At 68.5% G+C, this 17062-nt stretch carries 15 protein-coding genes; 9 read left to right on the forward strand and 6 right to left on the reverse strand.

Features of this window, described 5'->3' with window-relative positions:
• Positions 1-109: 109 nt before the first annotated feature.
• The gene (locus ACIQLD_RS15880; RefSeq protein WP_402610290.1) at positions 110-895 is read left to right on the forward strand and encodes a sulfite exporter TauE/SafE family protein; all 786 of its coding nucleotides are present in this window, start codon (positions 110-112) and stop codon (positions 893-895) included.
• A 105-nt stretch (positions 896-1000) separates the two neighbouring features.
• Here the strand turns inward: ACIQLD_RS15880 and aspS are convergent, their stop codons facing one another.
• Complete coding sequence (gene aspS / locus ACIQLD_RS15885; protein ID WP_402609476.1) at positions 1001-2782, reverse strand: aspartate--tRNA ligase; 1782 nt, start codon at positions 2780-2782, stop codon at positions 1001-1003.
• 143 nt (positions 2783-2925) lie between these two features.
• Here aspS and ACIQLD_RS15890 point away from each other — a divergent pair, with 143 nt between their 5' ends.
• Both ACIQLD_RS15890 and ACIQLD_RS15895 read left to right on the forward strand, forming a co-directional pair.
• Positions 2926-3300 carry a DUF5684 domain-containing protein gene (locus ACIQLD_RS15890; protein ID WP_402609478.1) on the forward strand — a complete coding sequence of 125 codons (375 nt, stop codon included), beginning with the start codon at positions 2926-2928 and terminating at the stop codon, positions 3298-3300.
• A 1-nt stretch (position 3301) separates the two neighbouring features.
• Positions 3302-3931, forward strand: a complete 630-nt coding sequence (locus tag ACIQLD_RS15895; RefSeq protein WP_402609480.1) for a histidine phosphatase family protein — start codon at positions 3302-3304, stop codon at positions 3929-3931.
• A gap of 72 nt (positions 3932-4003) precedes the next feature.
• On the opposite strand, the gene ACIQLD_RS15900 is transcribed toward ACIQLD_RS15895, so the two are convergent.
• Positions 4004-4909 (reverse strand): NAD(P)/FAD-dependent oxidoreductase, encoded by a 906-nt coding sequence (locus ACIQLD_RS15900; RefSeq protein ID WP_402609482.1) that lies wholly within the window; start codon positions 4907-4909, stop codon positions 4004-4006.
• Positions 4910-4964: 55 nt separating this feature from the next.
• Here ACIQLD_RS15900 and ACIQLD_RS15905 point away from each other — a divergent pair, with 55 nt between their 5' ends.
• The 5 genes from ACIQLD_RS15905 (at position 4965) to ccsB (ending at position 9712) form a co-directional block, all read left to right on the forward strand.
• A complete protein-coding gene (locus ACIQLD_RS15905) occupies positions 4965-5369 on the forward strand; it encodes a MerR family transcriptional regulator (protein WP_402609484.1) in 405 nt (134 codons plus the stop codon).
• A 62-nt stretch (positions 5370-5431) separates the two neighbouring features.
• Entirely contained in the window at positions 5432-6082 is a 651-nt protein-coding gene (locus tag ACIQLD_RS15910) for a TlpA family protein disulfide reductase (protein WP_402609486.1), read from the forward strand.
• A gap of 13 nt (positions 6083-6095) precedes the next feature.
• Positions 6096-6881, forward strand: coding sequence for a cytochrome c biogenesis CcdA family protein (locus ACIQLD_RS15915; protein ID WP_402609488.1), 786 nt, complete (start codon positions 6096-6098; stop codon positions 6879-6881).
• 52 nt (positions 6882-6933) lie between these two features.
• Positions 6934-8733 (forward strand): cytochrome c biogenesis protein ResB, encoded by a 1800-nt coding sequence (locus ACIQLD_RS15920; RefSeq protein WP_402609490.1) that lies wholly within the window; start codon positions 6934-6936, stop codon positions 8731-8733.
• Between the two features lie 4 nt (positions 8734-8737).
• Positions 8738-9712, forward strand: a complete 975-nt coding sequence (gene ccsB, locus ACIQLD_RS15925; RefSeq protein WP_402609492.1) for a c-type cytochrome biogenesis protein CcsB — start codon at positions 8738-8740, stop codon at positions 9710-9712.
• Between the two features lie 151 nt (positions 9713-9863).
• Here the strand turns inward: ccsB and ACIQLD_RS15930 are convergent, their stop codons facing one another.
• From ACIQLD_RS15930 to ACIQLD_RS15940, 3 genes are all read right to left on the reverse strand, one after another.
• Positions 9864-10343 carry a hypothetical protein gene (locus tag ACIQLD_RS15930; protein WP_402609494.1) on the reverse strand — a complete coding sequence of 160 codons (480 nt, stop codon included), beginning with the start codon at positions 10341-10343 and terminating at the stop codon, positions 9864-9866.
• 280 nt (positions 10344-10623) lie between these two features.
• On the reverse strand, positions 10624-12504 hold the full coding sequence (locus ACIQLD_RS15935) for a YhgE/Pip family protein (RefSeq protein ID WP_402609496.1): 1881 nt from the start codon (positions 12502-12504) through the stop codon (positions 10624-10626).
• Positions 12501-15302 carry an efflux RND transporter permease subunit gene (locus ACIQLD_RS15940; RefSeq protein ID WP_402609498.1) on the reverse strand — a complete coding sequence of 934 codons (2802 nt, stop codon included), beginning with the start codon at positions 15300-15302 and terminating at the stop codon, positions 12501-12503. The genes ACIQLD_RS15935 and ACIQLD_RS15940 overlap by 4 nt, the downstream gene beginning before the upstream one ends.
• A gap of 131 nt (positions 15303-15433) precedes the next feature.
• Here ACIQLD_RS15940 and ACIQLD_RS15945 point away from each other — a divergent pair, with 131 nt between their 5' ends.
• Positions 15434-16057 carry a TetR/AcrR family transcriptional regulator gene (locus ACIQLD_RS15945; RefSeq protein ID WP_402609500.1) on the forward strand — a complete coding sequence of 208 codons (624 nt, stop codon included), beginning with the start codon at positions 15434-15436 and terminating at the stop codon, positions 16055-16057.
• Between the two features lie 8 nt (positions 16058-16065).
• Here the strand turns inward: ACIQLD_RS15945 and ACIQLD_RS15950 are convergent, their stop codons facing one another.
• Positions 16066-17046 carry an o-succinylbenzoate synthase gene (locus ACIQLD_RS15950; protein ID WP_402609502.1) on the reverse strand — a complete coding sequence of 327 codons (981 nt, stop codon included), beginning with the start codon at positions 17044-17046 and terminating at the stop codon, positions 16066-16068.
• Positions 17047-17062: the final 16 nt, after the last annotated feature.

The raw sequence follows: 17062 nt of genomic DNA on the forward strand, positions 1-17062 counted from the left end.
CAGCGCATCTGTCGGCGCGAGCGCGGATGCGAGGGTCGTGCCGACTCTCTGGAATCATGGCGAGGTGGATATCGGCGCCGTGCTCGGACTTGAGCAGCTCACGTGGGGGATGCTGCTTCTCGTGGTCATCGCCGCGTTCTGCGCCGGCTGGATCGATGCGGTCGTCGGCGGGGGAGGGCTGCTGCAGCTGCCGGCCCTGCTGCTGATCCCCGGCATCTCCCCGGTGCAGGCGCTCGCCACCAACAAGCTCGCCTCGGTGTTCGGCACCGCGACCAGCAGCGTGACCTACTACCGCCGAGCCAGACCCGACCTGCGCACCGCCTTGCCGATGGCGATCATCGCGTTGATCGGATCCTTCGGCGGTGCGGCCGTCGCGACGGTGCTGCCGCCGGCTGCTTTCAAGCCGATCATCGTGATCGCGCTGCTCGCGGTGGCGCTGTTCACCGCGTTCAAGCCGCAGATGGGCGCGGCGACCCAGCTGCGGTTCCACGGCCACAAGCACCACATCATGGCGGGTGCGGCGGGGCTCGGGATCGGCTTCTACGACGGCATGATCGGACCGGGGACCGGCACCTTCCTCGTGATCACCCTGGTCGCGCTGCTCGGCTACGACTTCCTGCAGGCGAGCGCCAAGGCCAAGATCGTCAACCTCGCGACGAACGCGGGTGCGCTCATGCTGTTCGTTCCGCACGGCGCCGTGCTGTGGCTGCTCGGCGGCATCCTCGCGGTCGCGAACGTCGCGGGCAGCTACCTCGGCTCGCGGATGGCGATCTCGCGCGGGACCACCTTCATCCGCGTCGTCTTCCTCGTGGTCGTCATCGCACTGATCGCGAAGCTCGGCGTCGACGTGTGGAACGAGAACATCGTGCCGGCGTTCGCGGCGCTCTCGTCCTAGGCTCGGGCGCGGCCTGCAGGGTCAGGCAGAAACGCCGGATCAGGCAGGTTCTTCGCAGAACCGCCTGATCCGGCGTGTGCCTGTGCTCGCGTGAGGCGGCGGGTGTCAGGCCTGGTCGTCCTCGGGCTCGTAGTCGACGCCGGCCTCGGCGCGCTGCGCGTCGGTGATCGGTGCCGGAGCGGAGGTCAGCGGGTCGAAGCCGTTGCCCGACTTCGGGAACGCGATGACCTCGCGGATCGACTCGGTCTTGGTCAGGTGCTGCAGCACGCGGTCCATGCCGAGCGCGATCCCGCCGTGGGGCGGTGCGCCGAACTTGAACGCGTCGAGCAGGAAGCCGAACTGCTCGTCGGCCTGCTCGTCGCTGATGCCCATGACCTCGAACACGCGCTTCTGGACGTCTTCGCGGTGGATGCGGATCGAGCCGCCACCGAGCTCGGAGCCGTTGCAGACGATGTCGTACGCGTAGGCGAGAGCAGAGCCGGGGTCGGTGTCGAACGTGTCCTGGAACTCCGGCTTCGGGCCGGTGAACGCGTGGTGCACGGCCGTCCAGGCACCCGCGCCGACGGCCACGTCACCCGAAGCCACAGCGTCGGCGGCAGGCTCGAACATCGGGGCGTCGACGACCCACGTGAAGGCGAACTCGTCGGGGTTCAGGTAGCCCAGGCGGCGGCCGATCTCGACGCGCGCCGCACCGAGCAGCGCACGGCTCTGCTTGGTGTCACCGGCGGCGAAGAACACGCAGTCGCCCGGCTCTGCACCGACGAGGTCGGCGAGCCCGGACTGCTCGGCCTCGGACAGGTTCTTGGCTGCGGGGCCGCCCAGCGTGCCGTCCTCGTTGAACAGGACGTAAGCCAGACCACGCGCACCGCGCTGCTTGGCCCAGTCCTGCCAGGCGTCGAGCTGCTTGCGCGGCTGCGAGGCGCCACCGGGCATGCGCACGGCGCCCACGTACTCGGCCTGGAAGACGCGGAACGGGGTGTCCTGGAAGTACTCGGTCGCGTCGACGAGCTCGAGACCGAAGCGGAGGTCGGGCTTGTCGGAGCCGTACTTGGCCATCGCCTCGGCGTAGGTCATGCGGGGCAGGGGCGTGGCCACCTCGACGCCGATCGTCGCCCACATCGCCACGATGAGCGACTCCATGAGCGTGATCACGTCTTCCTGGTCGACGAAGCTCATCTCGATGTCGAGCTGCGTGAACTCCGGCTGACGGTCGGCGCGGAAGTCCTCGTCGCGGTAGCAGCGTGCGATCTGGAAGTACTTCTCGACGCCGCCGACCATCAGCAGTTGCTTGAACAGCTGCGGCGACTGCGGCAGGGCGTACCAGCTGCCGGGGCTCAGACGAGCGGGCACCAGGAAGTCGCGGGCACCCTCGGGTGTCGAGCGGGTGAGGGTCGGGGTCTCGACCTCGGTGAAGTCGTCGGCGTGCAGCACGTCGCGGATCGCCTTGTAGACGTTCGAGCGCAGGCGCAGGGCCGATGCCGGTGCGGGACGACGCAGGTCGAGATAGCGGTACTTGAGGCGTGCCTCCTCGCCCACCGTCTCGGTGTCGGCGAGAGCCGTGGAGACCTGGAAGGGGAGCGGCGCGGATTCGTTCAGCACCTCGACGTCGGTCGCGATGAGCTCGATCTCGCCGGTGGGCAGGTTCGGGTTCGCGTTGCCCTCGGGGCGCTGCGAGACCTCGCCGGTCACCTTCAGGACGAACTCATTGCGCAGCGGGTGCGCGATCTCCTCATCGCGGATGACGACCTGGGCGATGCCGGAGGCGTCCCGCAGATCGATGAAAGCGACTCCTCCGTGGTCACGACGGCGATCGACCCAACCCGAGAGGGTGACGGTCTGACCGATGTGCTCGGCTCGCAGAGAGCCTGCCGAGTGGGTGCGAAGCACGGAGTATTCCTTCTGATCTGGGAAATGGGGAACCCGCCCATTCTACGGGGGCCGTCGGGCGGTCATCGGCCCGGTTGGCGGCGCCGGAGTCGCCGGATCAGTAGGATCGCCACGACACAGCTCATACACAGAAAGGGTGCACCGTGGACAACAACGGCATCTCCGATCTCTACGCATCGATCTTCTCCGGCACCACGGGCCTGATCGCGCTCGTCTTCTACATCCTCGTCGCGGTCGGACTGTGGAAGGTCTTCACCAAGGCCGGATACCCCGGCATCCTCGCGATCATCCCGATCGTGAACCTCGTCTTCCTCGTGAAGATCGCCGGTTTGTCCGGGTGGTTCGCGCTGCTGTACCTCATCCCTGTCGCCAACCTGATCCTCGCGATCATCGTCGCGTTCAAGCTCGGCGGACGTTTCGGCAAGGGCGGGGTGTTCTCCTTCTTCCTGCTGTTCCTCTTCCCGTACATCGGGTACCTGATCCTCGGCTTCGGGGATTCGCGCTACAGCAAGGCGTGACATGACGGCGTCCCGGTTGCACCTCGTCCGACACGGTGAGGTGCACAATCCGGCCCGCGTGCTCTACGGTCGTCTTCCCGACTACCACCTGAGCGACGCGGGCCGGGGGATGGCCGCAGCGGCCGCCGACCACGTGGCGGCGCTCGACCGTTCCGTCTCCGCGCTCTACGCATCGCCACTCGAGCGAGCACAGGAGTCGGCCGAGCCGTTCGCCGAGCGCTTCGACCTCGTGCCGGAGATCGACATCCGCCTGATCGAACCGACGAACGTGTTCGAGGGGACGCAGATGCGCCGTTCCCTGATGAACCCCCTGAATTGGTGGCACCTGCGCCAGCCGTCGGTTCCCAGCTGGGGTGAGCCCTACTCGTCCATCGCCGAGCGGATGCTCGGTGTCATGGACGAGGCGTGGGACGTGGCACCCGACGGAGACGTCGTGATGGTGTCGCACCAGGCGCCGATCTGGATCACCCACCTCCGCGTCGCGGGGCTTCCGCTCCGGCACGATCCGCGCACCCGACGCTGCGCCCTGTCGAGCGTCACCTCGTTCGAGCGCGTCGGCGACGTCTGGCGCGAGGTCGCGTATGCCGAGCCCGCCGCGACCGGCGGTGCCGTCGACGTCGGTGCGGTCTGAGACCCGCTTTCGAATCGCGCAGATGGTTCCCTTTCGGCGACGGATGGCACCACTTGCGCGATTCGAAACGGGTCAGTGCTCCGCGGCCAGGAGCGACTGGATGATGCCGACCGCGGCCAGCTGACCCGCGGCGGCCGCGAGCAGGACCGACGCCATCGGGCCGGGGAGGGTCGCGCGGTGGGCGAGGTCGCCCGCAGCGAACACCCCGGGACGCGAGGTGCGTCCGAACTCGTCGATCTCGATGCACCCGGACTCGAGCATGTCCACGTCGAGCTGTGCGGCGAACGGGGACCGCTGACGCATCGCACCCGCAGCGACGAAGACTCCTGAGACCACGCGCTCGTCGTCGCGCGTATAGATGCGCACTCCGTCTTCGACCTTCTCGACGGAGGTGACCGGGGTGCGGCTGACCTGCGCGCCCTTCGCCTCGAGCGTGCGTATCTCCTCGTCTGCGAACGCCTCCCCCATCGGCACGACCGTGATGCTCGCGACGATCCTCCCCAGTAGGCCGATGAGGTGCTCGGCCCGAGGCGCGGCGCCGATGATGGCGATGTCCTTATCGGCGTGCTCGTGCCCGTCGCAGAACGGGCAGCTGAACGCGGCGGTGCCCCACAGGTCTTGCAGCCCCGGCACTTCGGGAAGATCGTCGGCGACGCCGGTGGCGAGGATGACCCGGCGCCCCTCGACGATGGTGCCGTCGGACGCGCCCACGACGAACGCATCCTCGACGTCCGAGATGCTCGTCGCCGCCGCGTCGCGGATCTCCACGTCGTCGTACTCCGCGAGTTCGGCGCGGGCGGTTGCGCGCAGCTCCGACGGCGGCATCCCGTCGGCGGCGATCATGTTGTGCATGTGCAGGACTGTGCCGTTGCGGTACTCGCCCGAATCCAGGAGCAGAGTCGAGCGGTGCATCCGCCCGAGGGTCAGAGCGGCCTGCAGTCCTGCCGGTCCTGCGCCGATCACGATGGCGTCGTACATGGTGGTCCTTCCCGTGGATGTTGCTTTCCCCGTCAGTTTGTGACTTCATGTCAACATGAAGTCAAGCGATACGCACCCCTGGTCTGTCGGCGATGTGGCCGAGCGCTTCGAACTGCCGACGAACGTGCTGCGGCATTGGGAGTCGGTGGGGTTGCTCACGCCTCCGCGCGACTCCGCAGGGCGGCGGCGCTACGGCGAGGACGAGGTCGTGCGCATCGCCGTGATCCAGCGGAGCAAGGCCGCGGGGATGAGCCTCGAACAGATCGCGGTGCTGCTCGACGATGGGAGCGCCGGGCGGCACCAGGTGCTGCAGCAGCACCTGGACGACATCGACCGGCGGATGGAGGAGATGCGTCGATCGCGCGAGATGACCGAGCACGCGATGGGCTGCCGCGCGCACGACATCGCCACCTGCCCCCGTTTCCGTGCGGGTGTCGACGACGTCCTGGCGCGCTTCTGAGGGGCCTGCAGCCTCTTCCGTTTCCGGCTCGTGCATAGGATCCTCTGCGTAAACTCGGAGTCGTGCCACGCGATTCGACGGTCCGTCAGATCCGCAGCGGCCGCTCCTCCCGCACCCGGCGCTCGCGCCGTGCGGTCGGTGCCGCGCTCGCTGCGGTGCTCGCCATCGGCTTGAGCGCCTGCGCTCCGGATCCGGTCAGCGAATCGTTCCTGAACGGCGAGAACACCGGTTATGTCGCCGCCGACGGGGCGATCGTCGAGATCCCGGTCTCCGAGCGCGGCGAACCTGTCGTCTTCAGCGGAGTGACCGAGAAGGGCGAGAAGTTCGACAGCGCCGATATCGCCGGACAGGTCGCGGTCGTCAACTTCTGGTACGCCGGATGCGCACCGTGCCGCCTCGAAGCGGAAGATCTGGAAGGCGTCTGGCAGGACTTCAGCGATCAGGACGTCGCCTTCATCGGCATCAACACCCGTGATCAGGCCGATACCGCCGTGGCCTTCGCAAACGAGTACGGCGTCACCTACCCCAGTCTGATCGACGTCGACACCGCCCAGGCCAAGCTCGCCTTCGCGAAGGAGACACCGATCGCGGCGACGCCGACCACGCTCGTGATCGACAAGCAGGGCCGCGTCGCCGCGCGCATCATCGGCCCGATCGATGGGAAGTCGATCCTCTCCACGCTCGTCAAGGACGCACTCGCGGAGAAGTCGTGACCCGGGGAACGTCGTGAATCCCGAAGCGATCATCGGCTCCGGGGCCCTCTGGATCGCGATCCCGGTCGCGATGCTCGCCGGACTCGTCTCGTTCCTCTCCCCGTGCGTGCTCCCGCTCGTGCCCGGTTACCTCGGCTTCCTGGGCGGTGCCGTCGCGCCTCGGTCGACCGCTGCTGCCGGTGCGGGAGGCGCGACGACGACGAAGACCACCGAGACCGCGACGCGAGGGCGACTCGTCGGGGGCGTGCTGCTGTTCATCCTCGGTTTCACGATCGTCTTCATCCTCTACACCGTGCTCGGTGGAACGGCCGGGGTCTTCCTGCTGAAGTGGGGCGACCTGATCACGCGCATCCTGGGGGTCGTGATCATCGCGATGGGGCTGGTGTTCCTCGGGCTCTTCGGGTTCGCGCAGAAGGAGTTCCGCTTCCACGTCGACTCGAAGGTCGGCGTCGTCGGAGCCCCGCTCCTCGGTATCGCGCTCGGCATCGGATGGGCTCCCTGCATGGGCCCGACACTCGCGGCGATCCTCGCGCTGTCGTTCAACGCCGGTGATCCTGTGCGGGCGGGCTTCCTCGGGCTCGCCTACTCTCTCGGCCTCGGCATCCCCTTCCTGCTCGTCGCGCTCGGCTTCGGCTGGGCCACGAAGGCGGTCGGGTTCCTGCGTCGGCACATCCGGGTGGTGAACATCATCGGTGGCGTGATGCTTCTCCTCCTCGGCGTGCTGATGGTCACCGGGCTCTGGACCGACATCATGTCGAGACTGACGGCGGTGATCGGCAGTGTCATCCTCCCGCTCTGACCGCTCCGACAAGCCCACCCGTCCTGAGAAGAACCCCCGCACTGAGAAGGCCATGACCAAGAACAAGGGTGCCGCGAACAGCGACTCCAGCGATCCGCTCCGCCCGTCGGACCACGTCGACGGCGACGACTCGATCACCCAGCCACGCCTCGGGTTCGTCGGCTGGCTGCGCTGGGGCTGGCGTCAGCTGACCTCGATGCGCACGGCCCTGATCCTGCTGCTCGTGCTCGCGATCGCCGCCATCCCGGGCTCGATCTTCCCGCAGCGGATGGCCGACCCGAACGGCGTCACGCAGTGGGAGCGCGACAACCCCGATCTGTTCCCGATCCTCGACGGTCTGAAGCTGTTCGACGTATACCTGTCGCCGTGGTTCTCGGCCATCTATCTGCTGCTGTTCGCCTCGCTCGTCGGGTGTGTGATCCCGCGTATCAAGCACCACGCCAAGGCACTGCGCGCGCGCCCGCCCCGCACTCCCGCCCGACTGCAGCGACTCGAGGACTACCGTGCGGTCACGCGCGATCCGTCGGCAGGCTCCGGCACGAAGACCGGTGACGCCGAAGCGGAGGCAGCCGCCTCGATCGACGTCGCGACGAAGCAGCTCAAGGCTCTCGGCTACCGGGTGGAGCGCTACGACCGCGGACGCACGTTCTCGGTCTCTGCAGAGCGCGGGTACTGGCGCGAGACCGGCAACCTGCTCTTCCACCTCGCGCTCGTGGGCGTGCTCGTCACGGTCGGCATCGGCGGCGGGTTCTCGTACACGGGTCAGCGCGTGCTGGTCGAGGGGGAGACCTTCGCCAACACGCTCCTCGACTACGACTCGATGAACCGCGGCCGCTTCGTGGGCGACGACGCGTTCTCCCCCTACTCGATGCGCCTCGACTCGTTCGACGTGACGTACCAGCCGTTCGGCGAGCCGGGTTCCGGCCAGGCCGGCAACTTCTCCGCCAACGTCACGGTTCAGGAGAACGGCGAGGAGCGCACAGGGTCCGTCAAGGTCAACGAGCCGCTCGGGGTCGCCGACGACGACGTGTTCCTGCTCGGCAACGGCTACGCGCCGACCGTGACCGTGCGCGATCCCGAAGGCAACGTGGTGTTCACCAACAGCACCCCGTTCCTCCCGCAGGACAACAACATGACCTCGCTGGGCGTGCTCAAGGTGCCGGACGGGCTGGCCGAGCAGGTCGGGCTGGTCGGGTTCTTCTACCCGACGACGGGTGTGCTCGAGAGCGGGGCGTTCTTCTCCGCCTACGGCGACCTCACCAACCCGACGCTCACGCTCGACGTGTACACGGGCGACCTCGGCATCAACGAGGGTGTGCCGCGCTCGGTCTACGTGCTCGACACCACGGGGATGACCAAGCTCACCGGCCGGACCACCGACGTCAAGTCGATCGAGCTCGCCCCCGGACAGACGGCGCAGCTGCCGAACGGCCTCGGTTCGGTCACGTTCGAGGACGAATCCCCGGCGGGTGCGACGGATGCCTCGCAGTCGGTGAAGCGCTTCGCGTCGCTGCAGATCCACCGGGACGAGTCCGGTGTCTGGGTGCTCGGCTTCGCGCTGCTCGCCCTCGGTGGCCTGATGATCGCGCTGTTCGTTCCGCGTCGACGCGTATGGGTCAAAGCCACGGCGCACGATGGGGAGATCGCCCTCGAGTACGCTGCGCTCGCCCGCGGGGAAGACCCGACGCTCGCGGCGGCCGTGGAAGACCTCGTCGCCGGTCACGCCCGACTGCTCGACGCCGCAGGTGGAACCGCCGCGCGCCCCGCGACCGCTGACACCGCGACCCATGACACCGCGGATGAGTCCGCTGAGCCGGAAGCCCCGGCAACCGACACCCGGAAAGTAGACTGACACCATGCTCGAGCTCAACGTGATCTCGCCGGTCCTGCTCTGGACGGCGATCGCGATCTACGCGGCGGCCTTCGTGGCCTACGCCTTCGATCTCGCGCGGCGCTCGCAGGCGACGGCCGATGCGCAGAACGTGCGCGAGTCGGTGCTCGTCGGAGCCGGTGGTGGAAGCACCACCGCATCCGTCGGCGCTCCCGGATCGGACGCCGTTCCGCAGCGATTCGTGATGGCTCGGATCGGCACCTCGCTGACCGTGCTCGGTTTCCTCTTCCACCTCGCCGCCGCGGTCACCCGTGGCATCGCGGCGGGGCGAGTGCCGTGGGCGAACCTCTACGAGTTCGCCATGATGGGCACGTTGCTCATCATCGCGGTGTACCTCGTCGTGCTCACCCGTATCGACCTGCGGTTCCTCGGCACCTTCATCACCGGCCTCGTCGTCGTGCTCCTCGGTCTCGGGGCGACGAACTTCTACGTCGACGTCTCGCCGCTGATGGACCCGCTCAAGAGCGTCTGGCTGGTCATCCATGTGTTCGTGGCTTCGCTAGCGACCGCGTTCTTCGCGCTCGCGTTCGCCCTGTCGGTGATCCAGCTCATGCAGTCCCGCCGCGAGCGACTCCTCGGCGAGGGCGCGACCAAGACCGGTCCCGGCTTCCTCCGCACCTTCCCGAACGCGGTGCGCCTGGAGAGTCTGGCGTACATGTTCACGATCATCGGCTTCATCCTCTGGACCTTCACGCTCATCGCCGGGTCCATCTGGGCGTACTACGCCTGGAGCCGCTTCTGGGGCTTCGACGTCAAGGAGACCTGGACCTTCGTGATCTGGGTCATCTACGCCGGATACATCCACGCGCGCGCGACGCGCGGATGGCGCGGCAACCCCTCGGCGTGGCTGGCGATCGTCGGATTCTCCGCTGTGATCTTCAACTTCACCATCGTGAACGTCTTCTTCAAGGGTCTGCACGCCTACTCCGGCCTGAGCTGAGTCCGTTTCCGGCTGCGAAAACGGAGACCTCCCGGCTTCGTCCCGGCGCGTCTGAACAAGACACGCGGGGCGGGGTGCGGGAGGTCTCCGTTTTGGCCGAGGCAGCGGGTGAGGGCTGGGCCGAGGCAGCGGCCGAGGGCTGGGCCGCGGATCAGCCGCCGAGAGGCAGGATCTCGGCGTGCTCGATGCCGCCTTCGTACCAGACCAGTTCGGCTTCGGTGATCGTCTCGGTCGTCGCCGGCTCGAATGCGCGCGGCTCCGTCTGGGCGAATCGAGACCACTCCTCCAGGTGGAGACTCTTTCCGTAGAGCACCGACAGGTGGAAGGTCCAGTCCTCCAGCGGCAGTTCGCCGAGGCGGCGGAAATCCGTGCCGTCCAGCGCCGTGGTCAGGGATGAGTACGCCGAGACGAGCGACGCGCTGCGGGCGAGGCGCACGATCAGGATCTGCCAGGGCGTGGGGAACTCGTCCACGGCTTCGGCGATCGCTTCGATCGGACGCTGCTGCGCCGCCCACGTACGGATCAGCGCGGCGAGATCTTTCTCGACGTTCCGGTTCGTAGAACCCCCGGAGCGTGATGTGCCCGGTGTGCGGATGCCGCGCCGGAGAGCCGAGGCGTGCGAGCGCGGCATCCTGAACCTCCCGATAGACCTCGGCGACCGCTCCGGTGGGCCGGAGCACGAGGTACTGCTGCCCGTCCAGACTCGCGAGTTGGTCGGGGGTGTCCATGAACGGTCGGCGCATGTCGGGAGCCTAGGTCGCCGGCATCGGATGCCGAAACGGAGACGGTCACATGCGCGGCCCGGCGCGTCACATGTCGACGCGCCGGGCCGGGCACGGAGGGTCTCCGTTTTGGCAGGGGGAGGGAGAGGGGAGTGAGGGGGAGGGAGGGAGTGGGGGAGGGAGTGGGGGTCAGGCCGTGGCGAGGACAGCCTTGGCCGAGGTCGTGCGTCGCAGCGTCACGGCGAGCGTCGTGGCGACGAGAGACAGCACTCCCCAGACCACGAGTGCCGCGACCGCGGAACCGCTTGCGGTGATCAAGCCCGCGAAGGCCGGAGCCGTCGGGAGAGCGGCTCCGATGCCGGCGAGCCAGCCCGGCACGGTCGAGATCAGGCCGGTCGCGACCGCGAGCACTCCGACGAGGGCGGAGATCCATCGTCCGACGCCGCCGAACAGGGCGACGAGGGCCTGGTTCACGGCGGCGAACACCACACCGGCCAGTACGGCCGTGCCGGCGAACGCCCACCAGGTGCCGGCGTCGTAGCTCGCCACGATCTGCACGATCAGCGACACCAGCAGGCCCTGCGCCGCACCGATCAGCGCGGCCGGGGCGAAGGCGCGCAGCGCGAGAGTCGCGGACGACCGGCGCGAGGTGAGGGTGCGCGCGGTGTGTGCGCGCATGACCACGAACGACGCGAGTCCGCCGAACCAGAGCACCACCGCTGCGAGCAGCGGGATCGCCGTCGGGCCGAAGATGGTGTTCATCGACGAGTTCGACGACACCGGGTCGGCGATCACCGAGGCGAGCGACTTCGACTCGGTGTCGCTGAACGAGGGGAGGGAATCGGATGCCGTGCGCAGCCCGCCCGCGAGATCACCTGTGCCGGTCGCCAGGGTGTCGAGCCCGGTGGTGAGTTCGGTGGCTCCGTCGGCGAGGGCGGTGGCGCCGTCGGACAACTGGGTCGCGCCCGAGGCGAGGCCGCGGGCGCCCGTGGCGGAGGCGCCGATACCCTGGTCGGCGAGCTGGGTGAGGCCACCCGCGAGCTGGGTGGCGCCTGCTCCGGCCTGGGCCATCTGGGGGGCGATGGCTCCGGGGAGCGCTGAGAGCTGCCGGACACCGGCATCGGTCTTCGCTGCCCCCGTTGCCAAGGCAGTCAACTGGTCGCAGTATGCCGCGGTCATGACCAGTGGATCGCAGCTATCCGCAAGCGCTTTGATCCCTGCCGCGAGCTGCGTGGTGCCATCCGCGAGTGCGAGCGCACCAGGCGCTTGCTTCTGCAACTCCACCGCACCGGCCGTCAGTCCTGACCCGATCGCACCCGCGCCGGCCGCAGCCTCACGCGTCTTGCCCGCGATCGTGTCGAGCCCGGAGGCGAGTGACGACGCACCCGTCCCGAGCTCGCCCGCACCGGAGGCCAGTTTTGTGGCGCCGTCCGGGATCGCGGCCGCTCCGGTGGCGGCATCGCGTGCGCCGCTTGCGAGCTTCACGGCACCGTCTGCCGCCTCGCCGATCTGGTCACCGATGGTGGTGAAGCCGACGAGGATGTTCTCGGTCGTCGCCTCGGAGAGCATCGTGCCCATGGTCGAGGCGGCGACGTTCGCGATCTGACTCGTGATGAGGTCGTCGGCGACGAGTCCGTCTTTCGGAGTGGTCACCTCGATGGTCGCCTTCTCGGCCTTTCCTCCGCCGTCGGAGATCGCGGTGCCGGCCGAGGTGGCGGCCGAAGAGAAGTCCTCGGGGATGGTGATGACAGCCTGGTAGGAGCCATCGGCGAGCCCGTCGGCGGCGTCGTCCTTGTTCGAGATCACCCACGTGAGGTTCGAGTCGAGGTCGTCCGATCCCTCCACGAGCCCCGAAGCGAGCTGGCGTCCGAGGGGAGTCATCTGTCCGTCGATGGTCACGGGCTCGTCGAGGTTGACGATGGCCGCGGTCATCGAGTCCAGGCGCTCGGTCGGGTTCTGCAGGGCCGCGACGAGGATGCCGCCTACCGCTGCCGGCAGCAGCAGCACGCCGAGAATGGTCAGCCACGTGATGGGCTTGCGGGAGCGCGCGCGCTCGATGGGGAGGGTCATGCGGTCACCTCGGTGGATTCTGCGGAGCTCCGGCGAGGAGCGCGCGTGTCGAGAGTCTGGGGGTCGGGCCATCCGGCCTCGGCGAGGGTTGTGCGTGCCGAGTCGGCATCGGAGGCGGTGGCGAACACCGCGAGCGTGCGGGAGGCCGCGGCATCGCGCAGCATGGCTGTCGCCTGGTCACGCTGGCCGCCGGTCAGGCGGTCGAGTCCATCGATCACGACGATCTGCGACTTCCCACGGAGCGCTTCGGCGAGGTCACCGAGTGCGGCATCCGCGTCGTCGACCAGTACGCAGCCGACATGCGAGCGCACCCACGCCGCGCGACCGGGGAGCAGGTGTCCGGCGACGCGGAGCTTTCCATCCGTCGGCATGAGGCGTCCAGCGACCGTGAGGGCCAGCGCCCGACGAGTCCGCAGGTCGCCACCCGTCGCGATGACCGCGCCGCCCGCGGCGATGCGCATCGACAGGCCCTCTACGAGGGGTGCATCCGCACTGATCTCGAGGTCGTCGGCCGCGACGATCGATCCGTCGCCGGGCCAGGCGGCCAGGTGGCGTTCGCGTTCCACCGCCTCGCCCTCGACATCGACACGAGGGAGGATCTTCTCCAGCCAGCGCGGGAGCTCCCAGGCACGCTCGCCCAGGATCGCCATGAGGGCGGGGATCAGCGTCATGCGCACCAGGAAGGCATCGAACGCGATACCGGCGGCGAGGCCGAGTGCGATCGGCTTGAGCGACGAGTCGCCCTCGGGGACGAACGCGACGAAGACCGCGAACATGATGAGCCCGGCCGCGGTGACGACCTTCGCCGAGCCGGTGAAGCCGCTGCGCACGGCGCGGAGCGCGGCTGCCCGCCGGGTGGCACGATTCGGGCTCGTCGCATCCTTGTCGTGCACGAAGTCCTCGCGCATGCGGGAGACGAGGAACACCTGGTAGTCCATCGCGAGGCCGAACAGCACGCCCATCAGGATGATCGGCATGAAGCTGATGATCGGACCGACCTTGGCGACGTGCAGCAGGTCGGCGAACCAGCCCCATTCGAACACCGCACCCACCACACCGAAGGCGGCGACGATCGAGAGCAGGTAGCCGACGGCGGCGGTGATCGGCACCCAGAGCGAGCGGAACACGATCGTCAGCAGGATCAGCGAGAGGCCGATCACGAAGATGCCGAAGGGCAGGAGCGCGTTGCCGAGCTGGTCGGAGATGTCGATGCCGACGGCCGTGAATCCGGTGACCTTGAGGTCGATGCCGAACCCGTCGAGCCATTCGTCGTGATGGCTGCGCAGCTCGCGCACGAGGTCGGCGGTAGCCGGGTCGTCGGGGGCGGTCTCCGGGATGATCTGCACGATGCCGGTGTCGGCGGTCTCGTTCGGCGTCGCGAGGGCGACCTCCTTGACGCCGGGGACCTTCGCCACAGCGTCGCCGAGGTCTTCCATCAGGGTGAGTGGATCGGTGGAGGTGACGATCGTGCCGGTGAGGATCAGCGGACCGTTGAAGCCGGGACCGAACTGCTCGCCGACGAGGTCGTAGTTCTGCCGGGCTTCGGAGTCCTTCGGAAGCACACCGGCGTTCGGCAGGGCGAGGTCGAGACTCAGCGCGGGGACGGCGACGATGCCGAGCCCGAGGACCACGGCGAGCGACACCAGCACAGGGTGCTTCATGACGCCGCCGACCCATCGGGCGCTGCCCTTCACCGGGGCGACGACGTCCTTCGGCTCCTCCGACGCGTCGGATGCGGTGCTCTTCTTCGCCTTCGACGCCTTGACCTTCTTCGGGCGGCCGACGACCCTGCCCTTCATGAAGCCGAGCAGAGCCGGGGTGAGGGTCACGGCGATCGCCACGGCGACGGCCACTGCGGCGGAGGCGGCGATGCCCATGGTCGTGAGGAACGGGATGCCGGCGAAGCCGAGGCCGATCAGCGCGATGAGCACCGTGACGCCGGCGAACACGACGGCGGAGCCTGCGGTGCCGACGGCGCGGGAGGCGGACTCCTCCGGATCGACGCCATCGCGCACCTGATCCTGATGTCGCGCCATGATGAACAGCGCGTAGTCGATGCCGACCGCGAGTCCGAGCATCAGCGCCAGCAGCGGGGTGGTCGAGGAGACGGTGGCGAAGGCGGTCGCGGTGAAGATGCCGGCCATCGAGATGCCGACGCCGAGGATCGCAGTGAGCAGGGGGAGGCCCGCCACGACGAACGAGCGGAACGTGACGATCAGCACGAGCAGGGCGATGAGCAGTCCGACTGCCTCGGTGAGCGTGACGCCGGGGATGGAGATGGCGAAGAGGTCGCCGCCGAGCGAGGTCTGCGATCCTGTGGGGAGCTCGGCGTCGAGGTCGCTCACGACGGAACGCAGCGCATCCTTCGTCGTGTCCGAGACATCGGTGGACTCGCCGTCGAACTGCACGCGCACGATGGCGGCGGTGTCGTCGTCGTTGATCATGCCCTTGACCATCTCGTCGTACGGCGAGGTGGCCGCGAGCACGCCGTCGAGGTCGCCGAGCTCGTCGACCGCGCCTTCGATGTCGTCCCGGTACTCGTCATCCGTGATCTTGTCGCCGTCGGCGGCGACCACGATGAACTGCGCGTTCGTGCCGCTCACCTGCGGGAACGAGCGGGAGAGCTGCTCGAGCCCCGCCTGCGACTCCGTGCCGGGGATGGAGAACGTGTTGTCGGTTCCCGCGCCCAGCACGAGTGCTCCGGCGCCGGCGATGCCGAGCGCGAGCAGCCAGGACACGAGGACTCGCCACGGGTGCCGGAAAGACCAACGTCCGAGCGAGGACAGGAGAGTGGACACGCGTTCCTCCGAGGGGTGCGGGGTGGATACACAGGTGTATCCAATACATAGATGTATCGTAAGGTGACCCGCCCGGCCAAGCCTGTGTGCGGGGTGTGAATCATGCGAGAGTGAAGGGTCAGGAGGTTTCGATGTCGACACCCGCAACCCGCAGTCGCGAGAACACGCGTGCCCGTCTGCTCGAGGCGGCGGCGCAGGTCTTCGCCGAGGTCGGGCTCGATGGAGCGTCGGTGGAGGCCGTCTGCGAACGCGCCGGATTCACCCGGGGCGCGTTCTACTCGAACTTCGAGTCCAAGGACGAGCTGTTCCTCATGCTCGCCGCCAGCGTCTCCGAAGTGCGTGTGAGTGCCGTGCGCACCCGCGTCGAAGAGCTGACGGCCGCCGGTGCCCTCGTCGAGGGGTGCGATCCGATCGACCTCGTTCAGCAGATCATGGAGCTCGGTGGAGACGATCGCCTCGGCGTGATGCTGTTGAGCGAGATCCGCATCCGCGCCCTCCGCGATGCCAAGTTCGGTGAGGCGTATCTCGCACAGGAGCGCGAGATGGTCTCGAGCATCGCGCAGATCGTCGATGACATCATCTCGGCCGGGCTGCTGCGTCTGCGGTTGCCGGCGGAGGTCGCCGCTCGCATGCTCATGATCATCTGGGAGGGCATGACCGTGCGCGGAGCGATGGCCGGCCAGGATGACGCGCAGCTGCGGCACTCCGGAGGCGAAGAGCTCGGCCGTCTGGTGCAGCTGCTCATCGAGCCGTAGGGGTCAGGTCAGGCTCGGACGCTCAGCTCGTAGTGGCAGCGGGCGAGTCGGGCGAACCACCACTCGCGACGCTCGTCCGAGGCGGCGAGACGGTTGAGGGACTCGGCATCGGGCGTCACGCGGCCGACCGGGATGGTGCCGGCGACAGGACGCAGGTCCGCCACATCGTCGAGGAAGAGCGACGCCGTGCCGAGCCCGCAGTCGTAGTCGAGCGACGGGAGCGCGGCAGCGAGTGCGGCTCCCTGGGACAGACCGATCGCGGTATCCAGGGCGCTCGAGACCACGACGGGGAGTCCCGCGGCGGTGACGATCTGCAGGGCGTGGGTGATGCCGCCGAGGGGCTGGGCCTTGATCACGAGCAGGTCGGCTGCGCCGGCACGGGCGACCGCGAGTGGATCGGAGGATTTGCGCACGCTCTCATCGGCCGCCACCGGGATGCCCATGTACTTCACGCGCCGGCGCAGATCCGCCAGCTCCGTCACGGTCGCGCACGGCTGTTCCACGTATTCGAGGTCGTACTCGCCGAGGGCGTGTACCGCGTGCTCGGCCTCGTCGACGTTCCAGGCTCCGTTCGCGTCGACGCGGATGCGCCCCTCGGGGCCCATCACCTCGCGCACGGCGCGGACGCGCGCCACATCGTCGGTGAGGGTCTGTCCCGGCTCGGCGACCTTGACCTTGGCCGTGCGGCATCCGGAGAACCTCGCCAGGAGCTCGGGCACGCGCGCGGCCTCGATCGCCGGCACCGTCGCGTTCACGCCGATCCGGTCGCGCAGCGGCTCCGGCTGCGCACGCCACGCATAGTCGATCGCGGCGGCGAGCCACGTCGCCGCCTCATCGTCGTCGTACTCGACGAACGGGGAGAACTCCGCCCACCCCTCCGGCCCCTCGAAGAGCAGCGCCTCCCGCACGTCCACGCCGCGGAAGCGACTGTGCATCGGGAGGGCGACGACCCTGGCCGAGTCGAGCAGGTCTGCGAGTGGCGGGATCATGTGCCCATTCTGTCCC

Origin of the sequence: Microbacterium sp. NPDC091662 (assembly GCF_044756705.1) — a bacterium.
In the GTDB taxonomy this organism is placed as follows: domain Bacteria; phylum Actinomycetota; class Actinomycetes; order Actinomycetales; family Microbacteriaceae; genus Microbacterium.

What these genes read in the sequence shown, in the direction of transcription:
- ACIQLD_RS15880 (WP_402610290.1), top strand. Translation starts at nt 110, where the DNA reads ATGCTGCTTCTCGTGGTCATCGCCGCGTTCTGCGCCGGCTGGATCGAT.
- ACIQLD_RS15900 (WP_402609482.1), bottom strand. Translation starts at nt 4,909, where the DNA reads ATGTACGACGCCATCGTGATCGGCGCAGGACCGGCAGGACTGCAGGCC.
- ACIQLD_RS15950 (WP_402609502.1), bottom strand. Translation starts at nt 17,046, where the DNA reads ATGATCCCGCCACTCGCAGACCTGCTCGACTCGGCCAGGGTCGTCGCC.
- ACIQLD_RS15935 (WP_402609496.1), bottom strand. Translation starts at nt 12,504, where the DNA reads ATGACCCTCCCCATCGAGCGCGCGCGCTCCCGCAAGCCCATCACGTGG.
- ccsB (WP_402609492.1), top strand. Translation starts at nt 8,738, where the DNA reads ATGCTCGAGCTCAACGTGATCTCGCCGGTCCTGCTCTGGACGGCGATC.
- ACIQLD_RS15905 (WP_402609484.1), top strand. Translation starts at nt 4,965, where the DNA reads ATGAAGTCAAGCGATACGCACCCCTGGTCTGTCGGCGATGTGGCCGAG.
- ACIQLD_RS15895 (WP_402609480.1), top strand. Translation starts at nt 3,302, where the DNA reads ATGACGGCGTCCCGGTTGCACCTCGTCCGACACGGTGAGGTGCACAAT.
- ACIQLD_RS15930 (WP_402609494.1), bottom strand. Translation starts at nt 10,343, where the DNA reads ATGCCGCGCTCGCACGCCTCGGCTCTCCGGCGCGGCATCCGCACACCG.
- ACIQLD_RS15945 (WP_402609500.1), top strand. Translation starts at nt 15,434, where the DNA reads ATGTCGACACCCGCAACCCGCAGTCGCGAGAACACGCGTGCCCGTCTG.
- ACIQLD_RS15920 (WP_402609490.1), top strand. Translation starts at nt 6,934, where the DNA reads ATGACCAAGAACAAGGGTGCCGCGAACAGCGACTCCAGCGATCCGCTC.